The organism is Streptococcus cristatus (assembly GCF_003943815.1).
In the GTDB taxonomy this organism is placed as follows: Bacteria; Bacillota; Bacilli; order Lactobacillales; family Streptococcaceae; genus Streptococcus; species Streptococcus cristatus_F.
In genome coordinates this window covers 1-21,769 of record NZ_RJNA01000019.1, presented here as the reverse complement: position 1 = coordinate 21,769, position 21,769 = coordinate 1, and the positions used below count along the sequence as shown (strand labels likewise).

Genomic DNA, 21,769 nt, shown 5'->3' with positions numbered 1-21,769 from the left:
GTACTAGCGCCGATACCAATTAGAATACTGTTACCAAAACTATCTTTAGCTATAGGTAAATAATGATTTTCAATAAAATCTTCTAAAAATCCTTTTTCGATTAAATAGTTAAAATTACTATGATAGTTAGCTAATGAAAACCCATAAAAGGAGTGGATATCCGAACGAACTTTCTCTACTTTAAAGGTTGTATCAATCGTATCTCCGCCATTATACCTTAATAAAAATTCTTTATATTTTTCAGGCAAGGAAATAGAATAATTTTTCTCTAATTGTTCTATTTCATCTAAGACACCATCGGTTTTAAATGGGAAAATTCTTAACATATCTGCCTCTTTTCACTACTGGCACCAAAAATATCCTCTATCAATCTGGTTGAGCAAAATCATGATTATTTGAAAGCCGTATCTGAATCTCTCTAAAATCAGATGATCTTTTCTTTCAATCTATATCTGCAATTGGCTCCGCCACTTCTAACAAAGGTCGGGATGGCGCTATTTGATTGAGTTTTGCCTGCACGGCTTCTGCCACTGCTCGCGGTACACCCACTTCGACTATTTCATCGACACTGGCTTCTTTAATCTTGGTCAGAGATTTGAAATGCTTCATGAGATTTTGCTTGCGTTTTGGCCCCAAGCCTTCGATGCCATCGAGTTGCGATGAGAAGGAATTCTTAGATCGAAGCTGACGGTGGAAGGTAATGGCAAAGCGGTGAACCTCATCTTGGATGCGCTGGAGGAGGAAAAATTCCTGCGAATTACGGGATAATTCGACGACTTGCAGAGGATCTCCAAAGAGCAATTCATGGGTCTGGTGCTTGTCATTTTTTTGCAGTCCAGCGATGGGAATATCCAGCCCCAACTGGTTCTGGATAACTTCTTTAGCAATATTGACCTGACCTTGTCCACCATCAATGACAATCAGATCTGGTGGCGTCAGACCGTCACGAATCACCCGACTATAGCGACGCTTGATAACTTCTCGCATACTAGCGTAGTCGTCTGGCCCTACTACGGTCTTAATCTTGTATTTTCGGTAATCCTTCTTGCTCGGCTTACCATTGACAAAGACCACCATAGCCGATACGGGACTAGTCCCCATGATGTTTGAGTTATCGAAAGACTCAATCCGAACGGGTGTCGGAATATTGAGGAGCTTCCCTAGATTCTCTATAGCCCCCTGCGTTTTCTCAACAGATTTCTCCAAAAGATCAAATTTCTGCTGGAGGCTGACCCGAGCATTCTTAATAGCCAGATTGACCAACTGCTTCTTCTCGCCTCGCTGAGGCTTGACTACTTTAGTATCCACCACGGCCCGAACAGCTTCTTCATCAATGTCTGATGGAATTAAGATTTCATTGGGCTTGAGGTGGGATTTTTCTTGGTAAAATTGGCCAATATAGGTCAGGAAATCTTCGTCGGGATCATTGTAATAAGGGAAAAGATTGACATCACGCTCAATTAGTTTGCCCTGGCGGACAAAGAAGACCTGGACGCACATCCAGCCCTTGTCCACATAATAGCCAAAAACATCGCGGTTTTGGAGGTCTTTGGCCATGACCCGCTGCTTGGTACGCAAGGTCCCAATAGCCTGAATCAGATCACGGTATTCGGCCGCCCGTTCAAACTCCATGGCTGCAGCTGTTTTATTCATCTTATCACGTAGCTCATCGATAATCTTGTTGTCCTGCCCTTTCAGAAAATCCGACACTTCCTGAGCCATATTCTTGAAATACTGGCTATCCCGCTTGCAAATCGTATGGGCTTCACATTGCCCCAAGTGATAATAAAAACAGACTTTTGCAGGTGGATTGGTACATTTTTTGAACGTAAAAATGCGATCAAGCAGGCGTTTGATTTCATTGGCTGCACCGACATCTGGATAAGGACCAAAATAAAGACCGCCATCCTTTTTGACTTGGCGCGTGATAATCAGACGCGGATAGACTTCGTTGGTAATCTTAATAAAAGGATAGGACTTATCGTCCTTGAGCATGATATTGTACTTGGGCTTATTTTCCTTGATTAGATTGATTTCTAGGAGGAGAGCCTCGATATTAGACTCAGTGACAATAAACTCAAAATCCTCAATCTCGGAAACCAGAGCCTCCGTCTTGGTATCGTGGCTGCCACGGAAATAAGAACGGACCCGATTGCGCAGATTCTTGGCTTTGCCGACATAGATAATGGCTCCATTTTTATCCTTGTGAATGTAACAGCCAGGACTGGTCGGCAACAGTTCCAGCTTGGATTGAATTAGCTTGTTTGTAGACATATTTCTCCAAAACCCTATCTTTTCAATAGAAATTTTTCAATTTCCTAGAACATGCACTTTCCTAACAATTCATGATCATTGCTCGTTACAAATGTTTATTTCTAGGCTATAGACTTACTTTGTTTCTCGCGCTCTTTTTTCTAACATTTTCTTTATGAAATAAGGCATTTTGACATTTTCTCTGCCCTTTTTTTCTATCAACTTTTTGACAAATTCAGGCATTTGAAGTTCTTCCGTTTCGCTTAAGATTTGATTACTTTCTTCTGAAGGGGCCAATTCATCAAAGGTTGTTTCTTCTGGATGCATGTATCGAAGCTCTTCTGTTTCATGCTGACGAATAGTCGCTAATAATGCAGCGATCAAACGGGAGTCTATGTTAGGCATTGGTGGACGATGATAAGCGACACCGAGTTCTTGGCACAATTCCTGACACTCCACGTCATTATCAAACAGCACCTCGATATGTTCGCTGATGAAACTAATTGGGACAAAGATATAATGTTGCGGATGGGTCGTTTGATCTCGGAGATATTCTAGGACATCTGGCTTGATCCACGGCAAGCCAATATCGCTTTCGCTCTGCCAGGTATTGGTATACTCAGATGGAGCAAGGCCCAGTCGATGTGCAATCAACTGTGAGTTTTCAATAATCTGATCAATATATGGATCTTCAAAATCAAGCGCTAAAACTGGCACACTATGAGCTGAGAAGATGACCTTAAAACTTTCATCTTTGACTTGCGTTTGCAAGATTTTCCTGATTTCTTCCTCCCAAAAGCGAAGCAAGTTCTCGGCCTGATACCATTCTTTGATAATATGGAATTTAATTGTCTGGCTCGTAATAAATTTTTCATACCCCATGACAGAGTAAAAAGAATAATGCGGTTCTAAAATCAAGCAGATACATTCCTCAATCCCGTCATCCTCCATCTGCTTAATAACATCTGGAATAAAGGGGCGAGAAAATTTATTAGCAAAATAGACAGCATACTCTCCTTTTAAAGCTTCCTTCACCAGCTTAACCTCTGTCCGCGTGATGCGTTGCAGGGGGCTGCCACCAATACGCTGATAATTATCATGAAGGTGCTGAATCTCCTGATCAGTAGGTCGCACGCCACGACGGATATTCGTAAAAAATTCTGCAATATCCTCAAAAGTATAGCCCTCTGGCGATCCAAAGGTCATCATTAGAATAGCTTTTTTAGTCATAAGTTCCTCTTTTTATATAAAATCCTCTGCTATTATAACATGATATCCCCTGAAAAGCTGATAAAAGGAATGTTTTCTAGCTAAATTAAGAATTATTTGAGTCTCAAAAAATTTTCTTCTTAAATTTATTTCAATCAAACTAATTCACCAATAAAAAATGAAGCGAGATATAACACTCACTTCATTCTTATAACTATAAAGTTTTTCTGCGGCGATGTTTCACTGCACCTGCGAGAAGAGCTGCACCGAGAGTCATTCCAAGAAAGGCTAATTGTTCCGCTTCCGTTCCTGTATTAGGAAGGACAACTGACTGGCTAGGCGAAGCTTTAGGAGTCGCTGGAGTAGATGTAGCATTAGTATTATTATCAGTCTTTGGCTGAGCTTGAGTAGCTACGTTAGCCAATGTTTCAACAGATGCATCCTTCTCATCTTGAGAAGCTGGGTTTGCATTCGAAGTCAGCAGCGTTTGACTACCTGCACCTGCTGCAGCAAAATTAAGCCCACCATTTGCTTGATAAGTAGTTGTAGTGGCCGATGCTAGGGCTTGGCGCACTTCTTTTGGAAGCAGGTCTAGCAAATAATTGTAATTTGCTAGCAACTCATTGTAGACTGTTTGCAAATCAACTAATTTTGCATTCTCAGCCTCAGCAACAACTTGTTTAGCCTTCAGGTCAGCCTCTGCTGCAGCCAAGTCTTGCTTAGCTTTTTCCAATTGTTGTGGAGCTGTTTTGAGATCTGAAACTTTCTTCTGAGCCGCTGCTACACGATTTTGAGCAGCTACCAATTCAGCTTTAGCCGCTTCTAAGGCCTTATTCTTGTTCTCCTCAGCCGTCTTCAAAGCTGCGAGCTGATTCTTAGCCTCTACCAAGGTTGCCTGAGCTTTTTGCAATTTAGCCTGATATGGAGAAAGGGCAGACGCGATTCTTGCTGTCGCTGATTTCAAAGCAGCCTTTTTATCTGACAAGTTTTGTTGAGTCAGAGCTAAGGCTTTCTCAGCAGCTTCAAGATTCTGTTTAGCTTTTACAACAGCAGCCGCACGATCTTTCTGTGCCTTGTACGAATCTGTCAACTGATTATTTAAAAGATTCAAGCTAGACTCTTGGCTAACTTTCTGCGCTTGCAACTCTGCCAAACGATTCTTCAAGGCTGTCACATTGGCACTTGAAGCAGCCCCACGACTGCCGCCGCTGCGGAGAAGTTTCTCCATCGCCTCAACGGTTAGCAATGTGCCATTATTAACTCTTTGATTGAAATTCCGAACATTGTGGAATCCAACTTCTGAAGTTCCGTATGGAGTTCCAAACTGATTTGGATGCGTGTCATAGGCAGCAGAGATTGCATTGGCCTTGTTATCCATCATTTGGACGTAGTGACCGATTTGTGCAAAGATGTTAGGCCCCACCTTCATATAAATGTCATTAGCATCTAGTTGTCTTTCATCAGTTGGCAGGCCGTATTGAGCAGCAATCTTCTGATACAGGGCCTTTTCACTATGCCAGAAATTAACCGCACCTTGAGGATTGAAGCTGATGGCTACGTTTTCATTGCCAATCAGCTTGCCCATGTGCCAGTTAGCCTTTTCAAAGTACAAGGTCTGAATTTGGCTGGCAACATTAGCATATGGATCCACCAAAAGTTCTGGCAGTCCTGCATTACGACGGTAGGCATTGATAGCCTTAACCAATTCCAAAGCCTGCAAGTTATTTTCCAAGCTAGCTGGGCTAGATGGATCTGAACCAACCGTGATCTTGAATTCATTCTGACCACGTTTGTAAAGGGCTAAAGCATCAGCTGCAGCATTTCTCACAGATTCATTATTCGAATTATCTCGAAGGTTTTCCAAGAATTGCGAATAGGTCGTATTTCGTAAATCAACCGGTGCTGTACTTGCATTTTTCTGTTCATGCACCAACTCCGTATTTGTTGCAGCAATCAATTGCTTGGTCTGCTCTAAGTTAGCCTGAGTTTGATTGATTTTGTTTTGGATTTCTGCTTGATTTTGTGGCGCAGCATTTGCTTCTTGGTCTGCTTTTGCTAGTTCATTTTTAGCATGCTCCACAGCTGTTTGAGCTTGATTTTCCTGATTTTTAGCAGTTTCCACAGCTGCAGTTTCTGCATGAACTGGTTCTTTGGCTTTGTTTAGCTCAGATTCTGCCACATCCACCAATGATTGCTGGCCAGCAATTGTATTTTCTTGGTCTTTAACTGCCTGACTTGCTTCTTGTACAGCAGTTTCTGATTCTTTGACAGTTTCTGATTTTGCTGTTACTTCTTCTTCAGCTTTTTTAACACTGGTCTCTGCTTGAGAAATATTTTCTTCAGTTGCTGCCTTTTCATTTTCAGTAGCTGTAGCCACCTTCTCTTTAGCATCTGAAACTGCGGCTTTTGCTTCTTCAAGGTCTGCTTCAGCTTTCTTAGTTTGCTCTTGTTGCTGATTTACATTTTTCTTGGCAGCATCCGCTTTTTCCTTCGCTTCTGCTACATCCGCTGTCGTAATTGGTTTCTCGGTAACTGCTGTTGCCTTTGGTTTCGTAGCCGTTGACTCAACGAGTTCATCCGCTTTTACCTGATGGCTAAGCGCACCAGAAATAATCGTTGTCGCTGCAATGCCAGTTGCTACAACGGATTTACCAATTTTCTTGTCCATAGACATCTCCTTCTAATAGCACATGTATCATTTCATATTTTAGTCCTACGCTATAATACTAACATAAAATGACTGGTTAAACCAGTCAAAACCATATCATTTAAATAGAAATTTTATTACAATTCTATGACAAAAATCGAACGCTTCATCCTAATAAAGTGGAAATAGAGCGGATTTAAAGCGTTTTCTAGCCTCTTCCGCTCCTTATTCCATTTATTTCGAAAAAATCTTTACTGCTTATTTTCTGCTGGTGTCACTTGACTTTCAGCCTCTTTTTCTGAAGGAGCTGGTGCATTCGCTTCTGCTACTTCAGGAGTGGCTGATGAGCTTGACTCTTCCACTGATTCTTCAGGGGACTCACTAGTTTTTTCTTCCTTAGTCTCCTCAGCCGGACTAGCCTCCGTCTCAGTTTTAGTTTCAGTAGGAGCCGCCTTGTTGGCTTGAAGTTGATCGAAGAACGCTTCTGCTTCGGCTAGCAAGGTTGCTTTGTCTACACTCGGATCGGATAATTTATCCAATAGAGCATCTACCTTGGCAAATTGCTCATCTGTCCCCTGTTGTTCCTCAAGCATCTTGTGGGCGGACATCAGCAAATTGTAAATTTTAAGATAAGTCTCTTTATCCTTGAGCGCTGCAGATGCTTGCTGTTCTTTTAAGGTTTCAACGATTTGAGCCAAGAGCGTTTTCGTTTCTGCTAAGATTGTTTCTCTATCTTTGCGTACTTCTTGCAAATCAGTTCGAAGTGCTGCGAGTTGCTTTTGATAATTTTCTTGCAGAGTCGAATCCGTTACTTTTTCCAAAAGTTCTTGACCTTTTTGGAAGAGAGCTTGGAGAGTTTCTTCTGAGATTTCCTCCGTAGGCTGCGGTGCAAATTCTCCATACAATTCTTTCAAGAAACCATAGATAGCTGTCTTATAACTGTGGTCGTCCACCTTTTCGGTATCCAGAACCGTTTTATCCTTGGCCGAAGCTGCCTCGCCACTTGCCAGAGCCTTATCAACTTCGAGCTTGGTTTGATAGAGTTCCAAAAAAAGAGCTTTCAGGTCTACCGCTTCAATAAAGGCCTGAGATTTATAAAGCTTGAGCGTCAAATCAGCAACTTTCTTACGAAGTTCTGGCTGCAAACGAGCATCATCAACCGCAAGATAGAAAGCTTTGAGATACTCGACGGAGGTCACTCCTGTCCGATCTTGATAATCTTGCAGACTTGCCAATAGCTGCTCAATCTCAGCTATCTTAGCTTCATTTTTTTCTACCTTAGCTGTCTGCAATTCAGCGAGTAAGCTAGTTTTATTCACATTGTAGCTGTCCGTTTCCAAACGTTTGATCTTGTCAACCAATTCTTGATATTTTTTATCAACTTCGGTCAGCTCTTCCGTTTTCGCTTTTTCATCAACATGAATGTAGTGCTTATCAAATTGATCTAGGCTGGCCAAATATCCCTCTGTTGAATTGCTTGGCAATTGCTTCATGGTTTCTACAAAATTACCGAGAGCTAGCTCGATTCGACGTTGCATAAGCAGGTCTTTAGCATAAATGGTTCGGCTAGCTGCCAAGAGGGCATCCACCTTTTCTAGAACAGCCTTTTCATCATAGCCTCCTGCTTGATAAGCTGATTGCAAGGCTGGGATTTTATTCTTCAAGCCTAGATTCAATCCTTTGGATTGGACACGAATGTAGTGGTTGTGATCTCCATGAGGAATGACAAATTGACCATTTTCAACCTGAATACTGTATGGAGACAGACCCGAACGCAGGGCTGTTGTATAAAGCTCGTTTAGGAAGTCCAGCTCTGGATTTCCAGTTTCTAGAGGAATCCGAACATGCTCTTTTCGAACAGCATAGGGATGGATATGGGTCGGATCATAGTCTTGATCCGGATTATTAAAGACAAAGAAGCCTTTTGAAATCTTAATTGCTTCACGCGGTACGCCATAAGTCTTGGAAATATAAGCGATTTTCTCTTCGTCACTTGCGTCACGAGAAAAACGGTCATATTCTGTGCTGACTTGACTGGATTGACTTGAATCTTTGTGCTTAGCCAGGTTGGCTTCTGCCGCTGCAATTTGATCTTTGGTCAAATCTTTTTTGAAGAAATAATGTGCATGCCCGCCGTGTTGGACAACGTAACCTTCCTCATCTTTTGAGATGACATGCTCAGCATGGAAACCATGATCGTACTCATCTTTATCAGCTGGTTTGGCTGGCTGATTTGGATTTGCTGGTTGACTAGGTTGGCTTGGTGTACTTGCAGCAGCCTTAGGATAAGTCTTCTGACCAGCAACAGGAATGTTCCGAGCTATTTCTTCTTCTAGGGCAGATAGTTTGCTGTAAGGGATAAAGTGGTAGTGATTTCCATGCGGAATGGCCACTCCTTCTGCGGTCCGTCTAACGATTTTGCTTGGATCAAAGACAAGACCATCTTTTTCAACATAGCGTTTTTCTTTTGGAGTACGATAGAGTTTCTCAAGTAAGGTTTGGTAACTTGATGGTGCATCTTCTGCTTTTTCAGATGGTTTAACTCCGTGCCCAGCATCTGATTGGGCAGGTTTGGACGCTTGAGCTGGCTTAGCAGTCTGTCCCTTGTCAGCTTGATGCGCTGGCTTAGTCACAGTTCCTGCATTTTGATTTTCTGATGCCTTACCTGTAGGAGCAGAAGCCTCTCCTCCTGTATTAGGATTTTCAGCTGGACTAGCCGCTTGCTTGCCTCGCTGCAAGGAATCCCAGTAGGCTTGGGCAGCCGATAATTCACCTGGCGACAGATCACTTTTAGGAATATAATGCATATGACCGCCATGTGGCACAAGGAAGCCATCTCCTGTATCCGAAATCACATCAGATGGACTGAAAACATAGCCGTCATCTGTTGTATAGGCGCCATTGCTCCGACTCGATGCAGTGCCTTCTGCTTGATAGGTTCTCTTTCCTGCAGCATAAGCGGCACTTGGACGACTGAAGTCTTGCGTTTTTCTGCTAACAGTTTGACTCGATTTAGCTTCTGATCCGCTTTCGCCTTCTTCCTTGCTAGGATGAATTTGTCTTTGCCGTGCGATTTCATCAACTGAACGAACATTGCTGGTTGCTTTGGCATTGGTCAGATATAGGTAATATTTGCCTGCAACCTTGATAATATAGCCATCTTTCACTTGGTTGACAATATCTGATTCCTGCAATTGATAATTTGGATCCCGCATAATCAACTCTTCACTCAGAATTGCATCAAAGGGAACCTTGCCATTATAGTAATGATAGTGATCACCATGTGAAGTCACATAGCCTTGGTCCGTAATCTTGACAACGATTTGCTCAGCAGTAATGCCTTCTTTGGCCTGAATTTGCTCAGGTGTCAATTTTTCAGCTTTTTGAGATTTATTGTCCTGCTTATTTGCAGATTTCTTTTCTACATAGGCCACTCGATTTGTTGCTTGTTCTTGTGGCTTATCTGCTTGATACTGCATGATCGCATAACCGCACACACCTAGTGTAGCTAGTGCCGCAACTGAACTAATAATATATTTCTTTTTCATACATCACCTCAATGTTTTAATTCTTTGGCTAAAATTTCTAAATTATTTTCTAAATTTTCAAGATAGGTCTTGTCATTTTCAGGATCTGCTTCCAGAGGATTTAGCACCTTTAGGTTGACTCCTGTCGCCTTCTTCAAGGTTTCAGCCAACTTAGAAGAAGCATTGCTCTCGACAAAAATCGTCTTGACTTTATAGGTCTTGATAAAGTCTTGTATCTCCGTCAACTGTCTTGGACTAGGCTCTTGATCTGGCGAAATGCCTGAAATCCCCAATTGCTTGAGACCGAAACGCTTGGCTAGATAAGAAAAGGCTGTATGCTGGGTCACAAAAGTTTTTTCATCTAGCTCGCTAAAGACTCCTTGATATTTTTGGCTCAGAGCCTTTGCCTTCTCTGAAAATTTTTGAGCATTTTTTTGATAGGTAGCCGCATTTTTACTATCTAGCTTGGACAATTCTTGAGCGATGAGTTGCGCCTCTTCTGCCACTTTTTCTGGATCTAGCCAAGTATGTGGATCATAGAGGGTCTTTTCATCAATCCCTTCCTCAGCGGACACTTCTTCTAGGCCGGCCACCTTGTCCAACTGCATCCCGTTGCTAGCTTCTACGACCGCTACCTTGGACTTTTGTAAACTAGGATCCAAACTACCAGCCCAAGACTCCAAAGTCCGCGAATGATACACAAAGACATCCGCTTCATAAATAGCCGCTACATCGCTGGCTGACGGCTCAAATTCATGAATCCCTGCGCCCGACTGAATCATCCGGACATCGTTCAAATCTCCTGAGACTTCTTTGACCATCGAATAAATCGGGTAAAAACTCGTGACAATATTGAGCCCGCGTTTGCTACCAGCACCGCTTGCTTCCTTTTTGCTACAAGCAGCAAGGCCAAGCCCCAGCAAGACTAGACTTAAAGCTATCAAAACTTTTTTGATTTTCATTTTAACTCCTTAACCAGTTTAGCAATCATTCAAAGAAAGAACTATTTTCAAAACATTCTTTCCAAAGAATTGCTTAAAAAAATAGCTTCTTTTGTTAACTGGTTTATTAACTAGTTAAGATAATACTCCTTTTTATTTTTTCTGTCAAGAAGGAAGTTTGAATTTTTTCAAAAATTTTCCAGCTCTTCATACAAATAAAGAAAGCCACAAACGTGGCTTTGAGAAATCAATATCTAAATTTTGCTACTTGATAGAAAGGACTAGTGTTCACTATCCCTACTATTGGCCCGAATTTCTTCCAACATTTTAGCTTCTTCGGCTGTACATTCATAGTTTTCCAGCAAGTCGGGACGACGCTCATAGGTTTTTTTCAGACTTTCATAAAGACGCCACTTGCGGATATTTTCGTGGTGGCCACTCATGAGAACTTCCGGAACAACCATGCCCCGATAGTCATAAGGACGAGTGTACTGAGGATACTCCAAGAGTCCAGATGAAAAGCTGTCATCTGTATGACTGACTTCCTTGCCAATAACCTCTGGAATCAGGCGAACTGTCGCATCAATCATGGTCATAGCCGCCAATTCTCCTCCGGTCAGGACATAGTCACCCAGCGAAATCTCGTCCGTCACCAAGGTCTTGATCCGCTCATCATACCCCTCATAGTGACCACAGATGAAGATTAATTCCTCTTCCTGAGCCAGCTCCTCAGCATAGGCTTGGTCGAAGGTACGTCCGGCAGGATCCAGCAAAATCACGCGCGGCTGCTTCTTTTCAATGGCATCATAGGCATCAAAAATAGGCTGAGCCCGCAGCAGCATACCCTGACCGCCACCATAAGGCTCATCATCCACATGCCGAGATTTTTCCGCATTTTCTCGAAAATTATGGTAGTTGATTTCCAAGAGGCCTTTTTCTCTAGCCTTGCCCACAATCGAGTGCTCCAAGGGCGCAAACATCTCCGGAAAGAGGGTCAAAATATCAATCTTCATCGTCCAGTCCTTCCGGTATCTCTACATCAACCCGACCTTGCTCGATGTCAATTCCTAGCACCACTGGAGGAATATAAGGCAGCAGCAAATCACGCTTACCTTTACGTTTGACTACCCAGACATCATTGGCTCCTGGCTGGAGAATCTCCTTAATCGTACCTAGCAGAACATCATTTTCATAAACTTCAAGACCGATAATCTCATGGTAGTAAAACTCCCCATCTTCCAAATCAGCCAAGTCTTCTTCGGCTACTTTCAGACTATAGTCACGAAATTTCTCGATGTCATTGATATGGTACATGCCCTTAAACTTGATGATATCAAAGTTCTTGGCCTTGCGGTGGCTGGCAATCTCCACATCCATGACAAACTGATCCTTCTTATCGAAAAGGGCCAGTTTATTGCCTTTTTTAAAACGCTCCTCCGCAAAATCTGTCACTGATAAAACCCGCATTTCGCCTTGTAAACCTTGAGTATTGACGATTTTCCCAACATTAAAATAATTCATTTTTACTCCAGTTAATCTTTTTACTATTCGTTTTATTGTATCATTTTGCTGGCTTTTTCTCAAGATAGACAGCTAGCTCAGACAGCAGAAAAGCCTATAAGTCAATGCCTTTTTCTCTGAGATTTTGCAGGCATTCCTCATAGTAAGCCGTATCATGCTCGGGGTAAATAGGGCTCGCCACAGCCATTTCTTCCAGATGCACATAGGCTGGACAGATCTTGCCACGATAGTCCCGCTCTAGCCACTCTGGGGACACACGATAACCTCGCTTGCTCATCTCCTCCATAATCAGCTCATGGTAGCGATAAAGCAAGTAAGGAGAGTGAGTAAAAACATAGTCAACGGTCGCATGTTTCTTACCCCAGCCATTGCCACGAAGGGCGCAGCATTCCCGATGCTGGCCAAGCAGTTGCGGACGGGGAAGCTTGGGAATCAATGCTTGATGCCAGAGTCTCATTTTAACCTCCATTTAGTAAAAACAAAGCAATCTTTTATTGCTCCAAATCGCAATTGAGCTCCAGAGAACATCCTTTTAATAATCGCTGAAACGTCTATGTTTGATTTCAAAGTCGAAATAATTCTCCTCTTGAAGTCGGTGGAAAATGTCTCGGTAGGCTTCTTCGTCAAAAGAATCCCCTCGATACAGAATTTCAAAGCTAAGATCCTCATATTCCAGAAAGGCATTGGCTGTGCGGAAGCCCTTGCTTTGATAGAAATCCCAGCGAGCTTGACGCTGCTCCAGATTTTCACAGGGCTCGTCTAGGCGCTCAATTTCTAAAAGCATGGTTCGCTGATAAAAATTGACCAACTTTTCAATGATTTCACCGCCATAGCCATGGCTGCGCAGGTGGGGCATAATCGCAAAGAAACTAACATAAAAGGCTTGCGAGTTGGAGATGGCAAAGGCAAAACCAACAAACTCCTTTTCATGATAAAAGGCGAAAAAATTAGCATCTTCCTGTTCCTCATATCGTAAAAACTCGCTGAGCGGTATCCTTTCCTCTTCTGGGAAAGCTTCATTATTCAAGGCTTCTACCTTATCCAAATCTGGAAAATCTGCTGTAATGATCTGGCTGGTTAAGCTCATAAAATCACTCCTTTTCTAGTGATAGTATAACAAATTTTGCAAAAGGGTTCAAAAAAGAGCCCTGAAAGAGCTCTTAGGTATTCATTTGAGGGTAGTATCGACTTTCTGGGAATTACTGATCGTTAGTGCTGATCAGACCTCCCAACGAAGGGTTCTTATTCTAGCCGCTACTTTACTATTTCACGTAATTTATCCAAATGCTGATTATCTGTCACAGCCATAATGCTGACTCCTGCTGGCCAGACAAAGTCTGGAGTAAATTGACTTTCCAAAGGCTGATTTTTTGTTAGACGATAGCCGATAATATTGAGATGATACAGCCTACGAGCGTCTACTTCACGAACTGTTTTGCCAACCCAGCTAGCAGGCAGCTCAAACTCAGCCACGACTACATCGTCATCCAGCTGGAAAACCTCAATCGAATGGTTAAAGAGAATGGTCTTAGCCAATGAAATGCCAGCCTCCACTTCAGGCAGGATAACCAAATCAGCTCCCACCTTTTCCAGTACCTGCTGGGTTACTTCATCCTTGACCTTGGCAATGACATTTTTAACGCCCAATGCCTTACAGTGCATGACCGCTAGGACACTGGATTCCAAACTTTCACCAGTCGCCACGACGACCGTATCACAGGAACCAACGTCTGCCGCCTCCAAAAGCTCCATATCTGTAATGTCCCCGATCACACCGACGGCAATCATGTCTTCATACTGATTGATTGTCTCTTCGTGATTATCAATCGCAATGATTTCTACATCTTGAGAAATCAAGGCCTCAATGATACTCTGTCCAAAAATCCCCAAGCCGAGGATTCCAACTGTTTGATTTGCCATTTCTTTTCTCCTATCCAATCATAATGTCCGCCTTGCTGTAGTGCAAGGTAGTCGCCTTCTTCGGTTGATAATTGCTGAGACTGACCATAAGAGTCAGCGGCCCCACCCGTCCAATAAACATCAGCAGCATAATCACAATCATACCAGCTGTATTGAGGCTGGTAGTGATATTGGCCGTCACACCAACTGTAGCCAGTGCCGACACAGTCTCAAATATTAAGTAAATAAAGTGATGACTGCTATCGGTCACTAGCCCAAGAGCCAAAAGACCAAGCAGAAATGTCAACTGAAAAATCACTGTCACACCAAAAGCCTTCTGCACCAGCTGAGGAGCCAGTGTTCTCCGACCGATATTAGTATGTGGCAAGCCCAGAATTTCCTTACGGGCGAACAGCAAAAGAACTAAGAAGGTCGTAATTTTCAGACCGCCCGCTGTACCACCCGGAGCTCCTCCTAAAAACATTTGGAGCAGATAGATAAACAGGGTTACTGGACGAGCAGCTGTATAATCGATGGAAGCAAAACCAGCTGTCCTCATGCTGACTGTCTGGAAAAAGCTGACCAGTAGCTTATCGCCAAAGGAAAGACTACCAATCGTTCCAGGATTATTATACTCCGTCCAAAGACTCGCAACCGTCCCAAAAACGAGGAGACCAGCAGTAAGCAGCAAGACTACCTTGGTATGAAAGTGCAGTCCCTTCTGTTTTCCTCCTAATTTGGTCGCCAAGTCAAACCAGACCATAAAACCAAGTCCGCCAGTAATGATGAGGAGAGCCAAGGTGATATTGACCAAAACATCTGTCTGCAAGCCTAGTAGGCTATCATTGCCAAAATTATCAAATCCTGCATTACAAAATGCAGAAACAGCTAAAAAGATAGAATTAAAAATCCCTTTCCCCAAGCCAAACTTAGGAATGAAGCGAATCATAAGAAGGAGAGCGCCCAGTCCTTCGATAGTAAAAGTCGTGATAAAAATCGAACGGACAAATTGACCCAAGGTACGATTGTGCCCATAACTAAAACTATCCCGCAGAATGCGGCGATCCTTGAGACTGAGCTTTTTCCGACTTTCCATGGTGAAAAATCCGATAAAGGTCAGGATTCCCAAACCACCAATCTGAATCAGCAGCATGCAAAGGAGCTGCCCCCAGACATTGTATGTATCTACAACCGATCGAGTAAAAAGTCCTGTCACACAGACCATGGAGACCGCTGTAAAAAGATGATCCAGATAGCCCGCTTGGGAACTTGCCGTCTGCACCCAAGGCAGACTGAGTAGCAAGGAACCACAGAATATCACCAGAAGAAAAGACAAGATAATCTTTTGCGCTGATGACAAGCGTGAAAATAAATGCTTCATAAAGTTTCCTTTCCCGATCTAATAAAAGCAGAGGCTAGCTCTATCTGCCCTTTTCTTTCCTTGACAGCCAGCCGCAAATCATCTGGACTCTGCAAGTTTCTGACTTTGATGGCATAATCTGCTGCGACAATAGCATGTCCCCGCATGTGGCCTGTTGCGACTGCTTGGGCAAAGACACGCGCAGCATAGTTGCCGATTTGTGATTGAGCTTGCTGAGACAGTTTGTTAGCCAAGAAACCAGCCTTTCTTAGTTCATAGGCAGATGCCCTCCCATAAAGTCGAGCCTGAAAGACCTCTCTTACCTGAGTCAAAATCTTTTGCTTCTCAAACTCATCTTCCACATCTATCAGAGTTATAAAGCTTGACGCCATTTTCATAGCCCATCGAGCCAGTTGCCCCTGAGGAAGTTCCTCCAAAACAAGCTCCAATTCCAAACTCTTCTCACTATCATCCAAGATTTTCAGTTTGTATGGGCTAGGTAAAATCACTTGATCATTCTCATAAAACTTGCGCTCATGAGCGTTCCAAGCATACTCTTCTGGCTTCATATGTCCTCCGGTTTCGAATTTATTTGAATTCGAGTGTAGATTTTGCGTTTGTCTTAACTGAGATACTTGCTTCTTGCAAAGCTTGAACTGCATCAACGGCCCTAAATTCAACTACACCTAACGGCTTGTTTCATTAAGGATAATAAGGAACGTTGTTCTCGCAGAGCTCGAACTGCATCAATGGCCCTAAATTCAACTGCGCCTAACGGCTTGTTTCATTAAGGAGAATAAAAGGAACGTAGTTCTCGCAAAGCTCGAACTGCATCAATTTCTCTAACCTCACTTACGTGCTAGGCACTCAGTTCGCTAAGAGAAATAGAAAAACGGGACACATGGCCCCGCTGCTTCTTATTTCTCATCAATGACGATGCGAACTTTTTTGTACTCGGTTGGGACAGAGTAAACAATCGTCCTTATAGCGGAGATAGTACGACCTTTACGACCGATCACACGTCCAACATCGCTTGGATCAAGATCAAGATGATACTCTAAAAACTCAGGCGTATCTTCAATCTTGATAGTTAAGGCATCTGGCTGTGAAATCAAAGGTTTCACTATCGCAATAATGAGATTTTCAATCGTGTCCATATATCAACCTGCACTTCTATTATTTAGAGTATTTTGAATCGTGGAATTTCTTCAAAACACCAGCTTTTGAAAGGATATTGCGAACTGTATCTGAAGGTTGAGCTCCATCAGCCAACCATGCAAGAACGCGATCTTCTTTCAAAGTCACTTGGTTTTCTTCAACAAGTGGGTTGTAAGTTCCAACTGTTTCGATGAAACGTCCGTCACGTGGTGAACGTGAGTCTGCAACGTTGATACGGTAGAAAGGTTTTTTCTTAGAACCCATACGAGTCAAACGGATTTTTACTGCCATTTTTAAAATTTCTCTCTTTTCTTATTTTTTATTTCGGTGAAATAGCTGAGCTATTTAGCACATGTTCTATTATAGCAGATTAAATACAGCTGTCAAGTTTTTTTCTTGACAGACTTAAAAATTTTTTCAAATCAGCAATTTTTTAATTTCTTCATAAGAGGAAACGGTATAGGTAGGCTGCGCACTGCTATTGTTAATCAGCTTTTTGGGATTGTACCAGATAGAGTCCAGTCCGGCATTATTAGCGCCAGCAATATCTGCTGTCAATGAATCCCCAATCATCAAAGCCTGAGACAGGTCAAAATCCGGTATCTGCTCTGCTATTTTTTCATAAAATAAAGGTTCAGGCTTCTGAGTTCCCATCTTTTCCGAAATGAAAATGTGATTAAAATAGGGCGCAATACCCGAACGAGCCATGCGACCGGTCTGAATAGCCGTGATGCCATTGGTGGCCCCATAAATCTCATAATCAGCTGCTGTCAGACTGTCCAAAAGCTCGCTAGCACCAGCGTAGGTTTGCCCTTGCTGAGCAATATGCTGCTGATAGAGAAAGGCTAACTCGGTGCCATCCTTCTCAATCCCAAAATGAGCAAAAAGACGAGAAAAGCGGGTATTGACCAGCTCCGGCTTGGTGATTTTACCTTGCTCCAGATCCCGCCAAAGCCCCTTGTTCATGGGAATATAATAGTCTTTGTAGGTCTGGATCTCCGTCACGCCCTGTTCCTCCAAAAAATGCGTCAGCGCGATGTCTTCTGCCGTATCAAAATCCAGCAACGTATGATCAAGGTCGAAAAGTAGAAATTTGTATGACAAAATCGAAATCCTTTCTGCAATTGTAGTAGATTTATTATATAATACTGTACCCAGACTGTACCCAGCAGTCCAATAGCTAAAGTAAACGCTAAGCTCAACTAAAAAAGTAACCTCAAAGGCACTTTTTAGTCTCTGATTAAACCAATCAAATACTAACCTTTGGATTTTTTAACTTTGGCAACTTTAAGAAATGAATCTTTCTCACTCTGAACATAAAAAAGGAGAGGACATCAATTATCCTCTACAGATTTTAAAATTTCATTAATCCACTACAGTTGACAAAGATATCTAACTGTTGGGATTTAGGTCATTTTTTGGAAAGTCTCTTTTATAATAAATTACGAATTTTTTCTTTTATAAATGCGTTAAGAGGATAGTGTTTATCAAGATATTCTAGGAGTGCCTGAGCAGATTCAGAGATTCGTTCGTAACCTTGCAAAAAGTAGGGTAATTGTTTGGCCTCATTTGGATAACCTTTTTCAAATCGTCTGTTGCTGTTAAAAATATCTATAAAATCAGATTTAGAAGTTTTTTCCAAATTGATTAATTCAGTCCAAATCTTGACGGATCTGTTTTGGATGAAATCATAAGCAGCCAATTTTTCGCCTCGTTGATAGCGACCTAGTCCTATATATAGATTGCATAAAATTTCTCCCAACAGCCATTCACGGTCTCTATTTTCTTTTGATGGCAATCTTTGTGGCTGGCAGATTGTTCCATCAAAACCGACCTCCTTCCAGATAATCTTGCCTTCAGCGAAGGGAATGTTTACTAGTTCATGAGCTTCAAAGACAGCAAATTCACAAAAAACATCATCTTCAAATAGAACTTTATGTCCGTCCACTGTATTTTGGTAGTGAAATGCAATTGGTTCTAGCTTACTTAACCAGGTTAGGTCCTGGATATAGGCCTGCTTGTAGCCATCTTTTACAATAACGAAGAAGTCTAAATCTGAGTACTGATCCAATCGTTCTCTTTCTGCTCCGCAAGAACCAAGTGCCAGCAAAGCTAGTGCTTGGTTCGATTCTTTTAGAGACTGACCAATCTCATCTAGTCTTTGTAACAGTAATTCTGTTTTATTCATATCGTTACCTCATTCTTTCTTGTTTAACAAAAATTATACATTTAGCGCTTTCAAATGTCAATTTCATTTAATCCTAACTCTATAGATTGTATATTTTTGCTATAATAAATTGAATCATTTTACGGAGATTTTCTCATGTTATCAAGAGTTGAAAAATTTAAAGTAGTCTTTGATTAATTAGAAAGCGGTTCTTATCTTTAAAAAGATTAAATGATTTAGAAAATATTTGAGAAGGAAGAATATATCGACTTAAGCATCAATTTGCAAACGGTAAGATCTTCCCTCAAACGATGAAAATATAAATACGACCGCGCGAAGAATGGCTAATTTACCTAATTAGGCATGAAACAATCATCGAAAAATATATTTTTTAAATTACTCATAAAACAATGAGTTGAAGCGAGTTATTCAAAGTCATATGTATTGCTGATATTTAAAAGAGCGATCTGAGACTCAATCTATATATAAAATTAGGACTGCTAAGTAAAGTGTGGACATTATACCACAATGCACAAAAAATCAACCGCTCAAAAATGAACGGCTGATTTCTAATCTATTTCACCACTGGTATCCAGAGTTCCATTTGATAGTCTGGCGAGGACATGTCTCCCTCGGTGTAAACTTCAAAATCTGGCGCTCCTGAGTGGCGATAGCCTGTTTCTGGGAAAAAGACTTCCAAGACATATTTCCAAGCATGATGGATGCTGGCTGGTATCGTCCCCTTGACTGGTACGATAGCATATTCAGCTTCTGCGATTTCTTTGATTGACAGACCTAGTTCTTCTGCTTTAGCTTTATCCTTCACATCATAGGCAGCCATATAGTTGATGATTTCGCCCTCTTTGACATCAGAGCAGAGGCCAAAGGATTGGCCACTGCCTATACTTTCTAAGCTTTCAAAGCTGTGATTTGCATAGAGCTGCTCCCAAGCAGATGGGCACTGGCTATTGTCGATAGCTTCCAATAGGACGCCTGCTACAGTAAAAGCAGGTTTCTTTTGAATCTTGATATCCATATTCTTTCCTCCTGTAATCTTTAAGGATAATTGAAGTCTAGGAAAAACCCGATAAGGTTTTCCATTTCGAACTTCTGAGGGAGTCGCACCATGGAATTTCTTAAAGGCTGCACTAAAGGCATCCGAAGACTCATAGCCGTATTTCAGTGCTATATCAATAACCTTCTCAGAGCTTTCCCGCAAATCCGTCACAGCTTCTGACAGCCTGCGATTGCGTAGGTATTCCGCTAAAGTCATATCTGCTAGAATAGAAAAGAGCCTGCTAAAGAGAGCATAAGAATAACCTGATAGCTGCTGAAATTGCTGCAAATCCACTTCTGCGTCCAACTTGCTTTCCAGATATTCCATGGTTCGATTGAATTGATGCATCATATTCTTTTTCACCTCACAAAAGATACTAAGGCTCTTAAAAGCAAAGTGAAATAGGAAAATTGACGGAGGGGCTCCTGCTCCGAGAAAATTTCATCTTTTTCACACAACTTTTAGGCCATGTTCAATTCTAACTATAGTCTAGCAGTTCTAAGATACTTTCGCCCTAGAATTTTTGTACAAGATTTAGGGGGCGATTCTACAACCTATCCCGCAGCTTCTCCACAAAGAGATAGGCCGCTGGACAGGTCAGGGTATTTTTGATTGTCAGATGATTAATTTGATGAATCTTCTTGCGGTCTGTATGGGGAAACTCGCGGCAAGCCTTAGGACGGACATCGTAGATCGAACAGAGATTATCTCCACCTAAAAAAGGACAAGGCATGGCCTTGAAGACCTTGTCACCGTCTTCGTCCACCTGAAGAAACTCCTCTTCAAAAGCCGGCAGCTTCATCTTGAAATACTTGGCAATACGGACAATGTCGGCTTCCTTAAAGTCTGGCCCCAGAGTTTTACAGCAATTGGCGCAGGCTGTACAGTCAATCTCCTCAAAGACCTCATCATGGATTTGTTGGGCAATCTTATCGAGATTTTTTGGTGGCTTTTTCTTGAGACTGGCTAAAAATTTTCGGTGCTCTTTCTGCTTTTGCAGGGCTAGCTGATGGTACTTTTCAAGGTCGATTTCTTGGGTCATAAACTACTTTCTAATCAGTTAATTTTCGTTAGCATTATATCATAAATCTCAAAAAAATGAGACTGGGACAAAAGTCCTAGCCTCTCAATTGTCTTTGGATTGTCGAGCAAGACGCAGTGGTTGAGTGGGCTCTACTACGCTGATTTCATCAGCTTTTACAGCCCTACTCAACTGTGCGGAGGTGAGACGACGAAATCGAATTCTAACGAATTACCGATTTCTTATACGAAAACTCAAAAGAGCGCAAAAAGACTCCCCTTGTGATATAATGAAAGTGAAAAAATTGTATTAGGCTACTGGCTCGTCTCTAGTAGCCTTTTTTGTAGCACAAACTCCTGATAAGTAAGATTCTCTTTCAAAAGGATATAAGCTATTTTAAGAAGTTGATGTGCGAGTGCAATAGTTGCTTTTTGCGGTCCTCTCCTGCTTTGAATCTGGTAATAACGCTCTGCTAGTGGACTTCCTTTTTGTTTTTTTGCAGCAAAAACTGTTTGACAGAGACACCTTTTTAAATAGGAATTGCCATGTCTGATTTTTGTGCTCCTCTTTTTACCGGCACTTTCATTATTTCCAGGACACAAACCAGCCCAGGAAGCGAGATGTCCAGCTGTTGGAAACTGGCTCATGTCTACCCCAATTTCCGCTATGATCACAGAGGCTGTAATGAGATCAATACCAGGAATAGAATCTAGGATTTCCACTGGTCTATCATAGAGATTTAGATAGCCGTTCATACGCTCTTCTAAACAATCGATTTGTTTTTGATAAAAATCGTAAATCTCCAAGGACTGACCTAACATAAAACGATGATGAGCCGAAAAATACCCATCAAGTGCCTCAAGGAGTTGGGGAACTTTTCTTTTCAAACTGGTATAAACAGATTGATGGATCATTCTTGGGGTAAGGGGCGTCTCATCAATAAGCAGTTGCAGTAAGTTTCGACCAGAAGCCCCCATGATATCTTCTATGTAGGTTGTCAGCTTAATAC

The 21,769-nt window shown here is 42.0% G+C and carries 20 protein-coding genes; all 20 read right to left on the bottom strand.

Going from position 1 to position 21,769, the window contains the following annotated elements:
* A partial coding sequence (locus D8872_RS09870; protein ID WP_142999578.1) for an SMI1/KNR4 family protein occupies window positions 1-326 on the bottom strand: 326 nt, incomplete at its 3' end.
* A 115-nt stretch (window positions 327-441) separates the two neighbouring features.
* On the bottom strand, window positions 442-2,274 hold the full coding sequence (gene uvrC / locus D8872_RS09865) for an excinuclease ABC subunit UvrC (protein WP_125390801.1): 1,833 nt from the start codon (window positions 2,272-2,274) through the stop codon (window positions 442-444).
* A 114-nt stretch (window positions 2,275-2,388) separates the two neighbouring features.
* Window positions 2,389-3,483 carry a ferrochelatase gene (gene hemH, locus D8872_RS09860; RefSeq protein WP_125390800.1) on the bottom strand — a complete coding sequence of 365 codons (1,095 nt, stop codon included), beginning with the start codon at window positions 3,481-3,483 and terminating at the stop codon, window positions 2,389-2,391.
* 193 nt (window positions 3,484-3,676) lie between these two features.
* Window positions 3,677-6,130 (bottom strand): CAP domain-containing protein, encoded by a 2,454-nt coding sequence (locus tag D8872_RS09855; RefSeq protein ID WP_125390799.1) that lies wholly within the window; start codon window positions 6,128-6,130, stop codon window positions 3,677-3,679.
* A gap of 230 nt (window positions 6,131-6,360) precedes the next feature.
* Window positions 6,361-9,657 carry a pneumococcal-type histidine triad protein gene (locus D8872_RS09850; protein ID WP_125390798.1) on the bottom strand — a complete coding sequence of 1,099 codons (3,297 nt, stop codon included), beginning with the start codon at window positions 9,655-9,657 and terminating at the stop codon, window positions 6,361-6,363.
* 8 nt (window positions 9,658-9,665) lie between these two features.
* Window positions 9,666-10,598: a metal ABC transporter solute-binding protein, Zn/Mn family gene (locus D8872_RS09845; RefSeq protein WP_125390797.1), complete on the bottom strand. Its 933-nt coding sequence runs from the start codon at window positions 10,596-10,598 to the stop codon at window positions 9,666-9,668.
* 260 nt (window positions 10,599-10,858) lie between these two features.
* Window positions 10,859-11,590 (bottom strand): tRNA (guanosine(37)-N1)-methyltransferase TrmD, encoded by a 732-nt coding sequence (gene trmD, locus D8872_RS09840; RefSeq protein ID WP_045497615.1) that lies wholly within the window; start codon window positions 11,588-11,590, stop codon window positions 10,859-10,861.
* Window positions 11,580-12,098 carry a ribosome maturation factor RimM gene (rimM, locus tag D8872_RS09835; protein WP_125370466.1) on the bottom strand — a complete coding sequence of 173 codons (519 nt, stop codon included), beginning with the start codon at window positions 12,096-12,098 and terminating at the stop codon, window positions 11,580-11,582. The genes trmD and rimM overlap by 11 nt, the downstream gene beginning before the upstream one ends.
* 94 nt (window positions 12,099-12,192) lie before the next feature.
* Window positions 12,193-12,555 (bottom strand): TIGR02328 family protein, encoded by a 363-nt coding sequence (locus D8872_RS09830; RefSeq protein ID WP_125390796.1) that lies wholly within the window; start codon window positions 12,553-12,555, stop codon window positions 12,193-12,195.
* A 75-nt stretch (window positions 12,556-12,630) separates the two neighbouring features.
* Complete coding sequence (locus D8872_RS09825; RefSeq protein WP_125390795.1) at window positions 12,631-13,185, bottom strand: GNAT family N-acetyltransferase; 555 nt, start codon at window positions 13,183-13,185, stop codon at window positions 12,631-12,633.
* 167 nt (window positions 13,186-13,352) lie between these two features.
* Complete coding sequence (locus tag D8872_RS09820; RefSeq protein ID WP_045497627.1) at window positions 13,353-14,018, bottom strand: potassium channel family protein; 666 nt, start codon at window positions 14,016-14,018, stop codon at window positions 13,353-13,355.
* 10 nt (window positions 14,019-14,028) lie between these two features.
* A complete protein-coding gene (locus D8872_RS09815) occupies window positions 14,029-15,378 on the bottom strand; it encodes a TrkH family potassium uptake protein (protein WP_125390794.1) in 1,350 nt (449 codons plus the stop codon).
* Entirely contained in the window at window positions 15,375-15,926 is a 552-nt protein-coding gene (locus D8872_RS09810; RefSeq protein WP_125390793.1) for a putative immunity protein, read from the bottom strand. Before D8872_RS09810 ends, D8872_RS09815 begins: the two co-directional genes overlap by 4 nt.
* Before the next feature lie 348 nt (window positions 15,927-16,274).
* Window positions 16,275-16,514: an RNA-binding protein KphA gene (gene kphA / locus D8872_RS09805; protein ID WP_005590445.1), complete on the bottom strand. Its 240-nt coding sequence runs from the start codon at window positions 16,512-16,514 to the stop codon at window positions 16,275-16,277.
* A gap of 19 nt (window positions 16,515-16,533) precedes the next feature.
* Window positions 16,534-16,806 carry a 30S ribosomal protein S16 gene (rpsP, locus tag D8872_RS09800; protein WP_005590447.1) on the bottom strand — a complete coding sequence of 91 codons (273 nt, stop codon included), beginning with the start codon at window positions 16,804-16,806 and terminating at the stop codon, window positions 16,534-16,536.
* 126 nt (window positions 16,807-16,932) lie between these two features.
* A complete protein-coding gene (pynA, locus tag D8872_RS09795; protein ID WP_125390792.1) occupies window positions 16,933-17,619 on the bottom strand; it encodes a pyrimidine 5'-nucleotidase PynA in 687 nt (228 codons plus the stop codon).
* A gap of 328 nt (window positions 17,620-17,947) precedes the next feature.
* Complete coding sequence (locus D8872_RS09790; RefSeq protein ID WP_125390791.1) at window positions 17,948-18,703, bottom strand: hypothetical protein; 756 nt, start codon at window positions 18,701-18,703, stop codon at window positions 17,948-17,950.
* Between the two features lie 553 nt (window positions 18,704-19,256).
* On the bottom strand, window positions 19,257-20,090 hold the full coding sequence (locus D8872_RS09785; RefSeq protein WP_125390790.1) for an AraC family transcriptional regulator: 834 nt from the start codon (window positions 20,088-20,090) through the stop codon (window positions 19,257-19,259).
* A gap of 196 nt (window positions 20,091-20,286) precedes the next feature.
* Window positions 20,287-20,781 carry a YkgJ family cysteine cluster protein gene (locus D8872_RS09780; RefSeq protein WP_002904626.1) on the bottom strand — a complete coding sequence of 165 codons (495 nt, stop codon included), beginning with the start codon at window positions 20,779-20,781 and terminating at the stop codon, window positions 20,287-20,289.
* A gap of 293 nt (window positions 20,782-21,074) precedes the next feature.
* Window positions 21,075-21,769, bottom strand: a 695-nt coding sequence (locus tag D8872_RS09775; protein ID WP_142999577.1) for a transposase, incomplete at its 5' end; no start/stop codon positions are given.

Bases quoted from the DNA above. Each gene is read 5' to 3' on its own strand.
- D8872_RS09780 (WP_002904626.1), bottom strand. From the start codon at position 20,781: ATGACCCAAGAAATCGACCTTGAAAAGTACCATCAGCTAGCCCTGCAA.
- D8872_RS09845 (WP_125390797.1), bottom strand. From the start codon at position 10,598: ATGAAAATCAAAAAAGTTTTGATAGCTTTAAGTCTAGTCTTGCTGGGG.
- hemH (WP_125390800.1), bottom strand. From the start codon at position 3,483: ATGACTAAAAAAGCTATTCTAATGATGACCTTTGGATCGCCAGAGGGC.
- trmD (WP_045497615.1), bottom strand. From the start codon at position 11,590: ATGAAGATTGATATTTTGACCCTCTTTCCGGAGATGTTTGCGCCCTTG.
- D8872_RS09850 (WP_125390798.1), bottom strand. From the start codon at position 9,657: ATGAAAAAGAAATATATTATTAGTTCAGTTGCGGCACTAGCTACACTA.
- D8872_RS09825 (WP_125390795.1), bottom strand. From the start codon at position 13,185: ATGAGCTTAACCAGCCAGATCATTACAGCAGATTTTCCAGATTTGGAT.
- kphA (WP_005590445.1), bottom strand. From the start codon at position 16,514: ATGGACACGATTGAAAATCTCATTATTGCGATAGTGAAACCTTTGATT.
- rimM (WP_125370466.1), bottom strand. From the start codon at position 12,098: ATGAATTATTTTAATGTTGGGAAAATCGTCAATACTCAAGGTTTACAA.
- D8872_RS09815 (WP_125390794.1), bottom strand. From the start codon at position 15,378: ATGAAGCATTTATTTTCACGCTTGTCATCAGCGCAAAAGATTATCTTG.
- D8872_RS09790 (WP_125390791.1), bottom strand. From the start codon at position 18,703: ATGAATAAAACAGAATTACTGTTACAAAGACTAGATGAGATTGGTCAG.
- D8872_RS09820 (WP_045497627.1), bottom strand. From the start codon at position 14,018: ATGGCAAATCAAACAGTTGGAATCCTCGGCTTGGGGATTTTTGGACAG.
- D8872_RS09810 (WP_125390793.1), bottom strand. From the start codon at position 15,926: ATGAAGCCAGAAGAGTATGCTTGGAACGCTCATGAGCGCAAGTTTTAT.
- D8872_RS09855 (WP_125390799.1), bottom strand. From the start codon at position 6,130: ATGGACAAGAAAATTGGTAAATCCGTTGTAGCAACTGGCATTGCAGCG.
- D8872_RS09785 (WP_125390790.1), bottom strand. From the start codon at position 20,090: ATGATGCATCAATTCAATCGAACCATGGAATATCTGGAAAGCAAGTTG.
- rpsP (WP_005590447.1), bottom strand. From the start codon at position 16,806: ATGGCAGTAAAAATCCGTTTGACTCGTATGGGTTCTAAGAAAAAACCT.
- D8872_RS09830 (WP_125390796.1), bottom strand. From the start codon at position 12,555: ATGAGACTCTGGCATCAAGCATTGATTCCCAAGCTTCCCCGTCCGCAA.
- uvrC (WP_125390801.1), bottom strand. From the start codon at position 2,274: ATGTCTACAAACAAGCTAATTCAATCCAAGCTGGAACTGTTGCCGACC.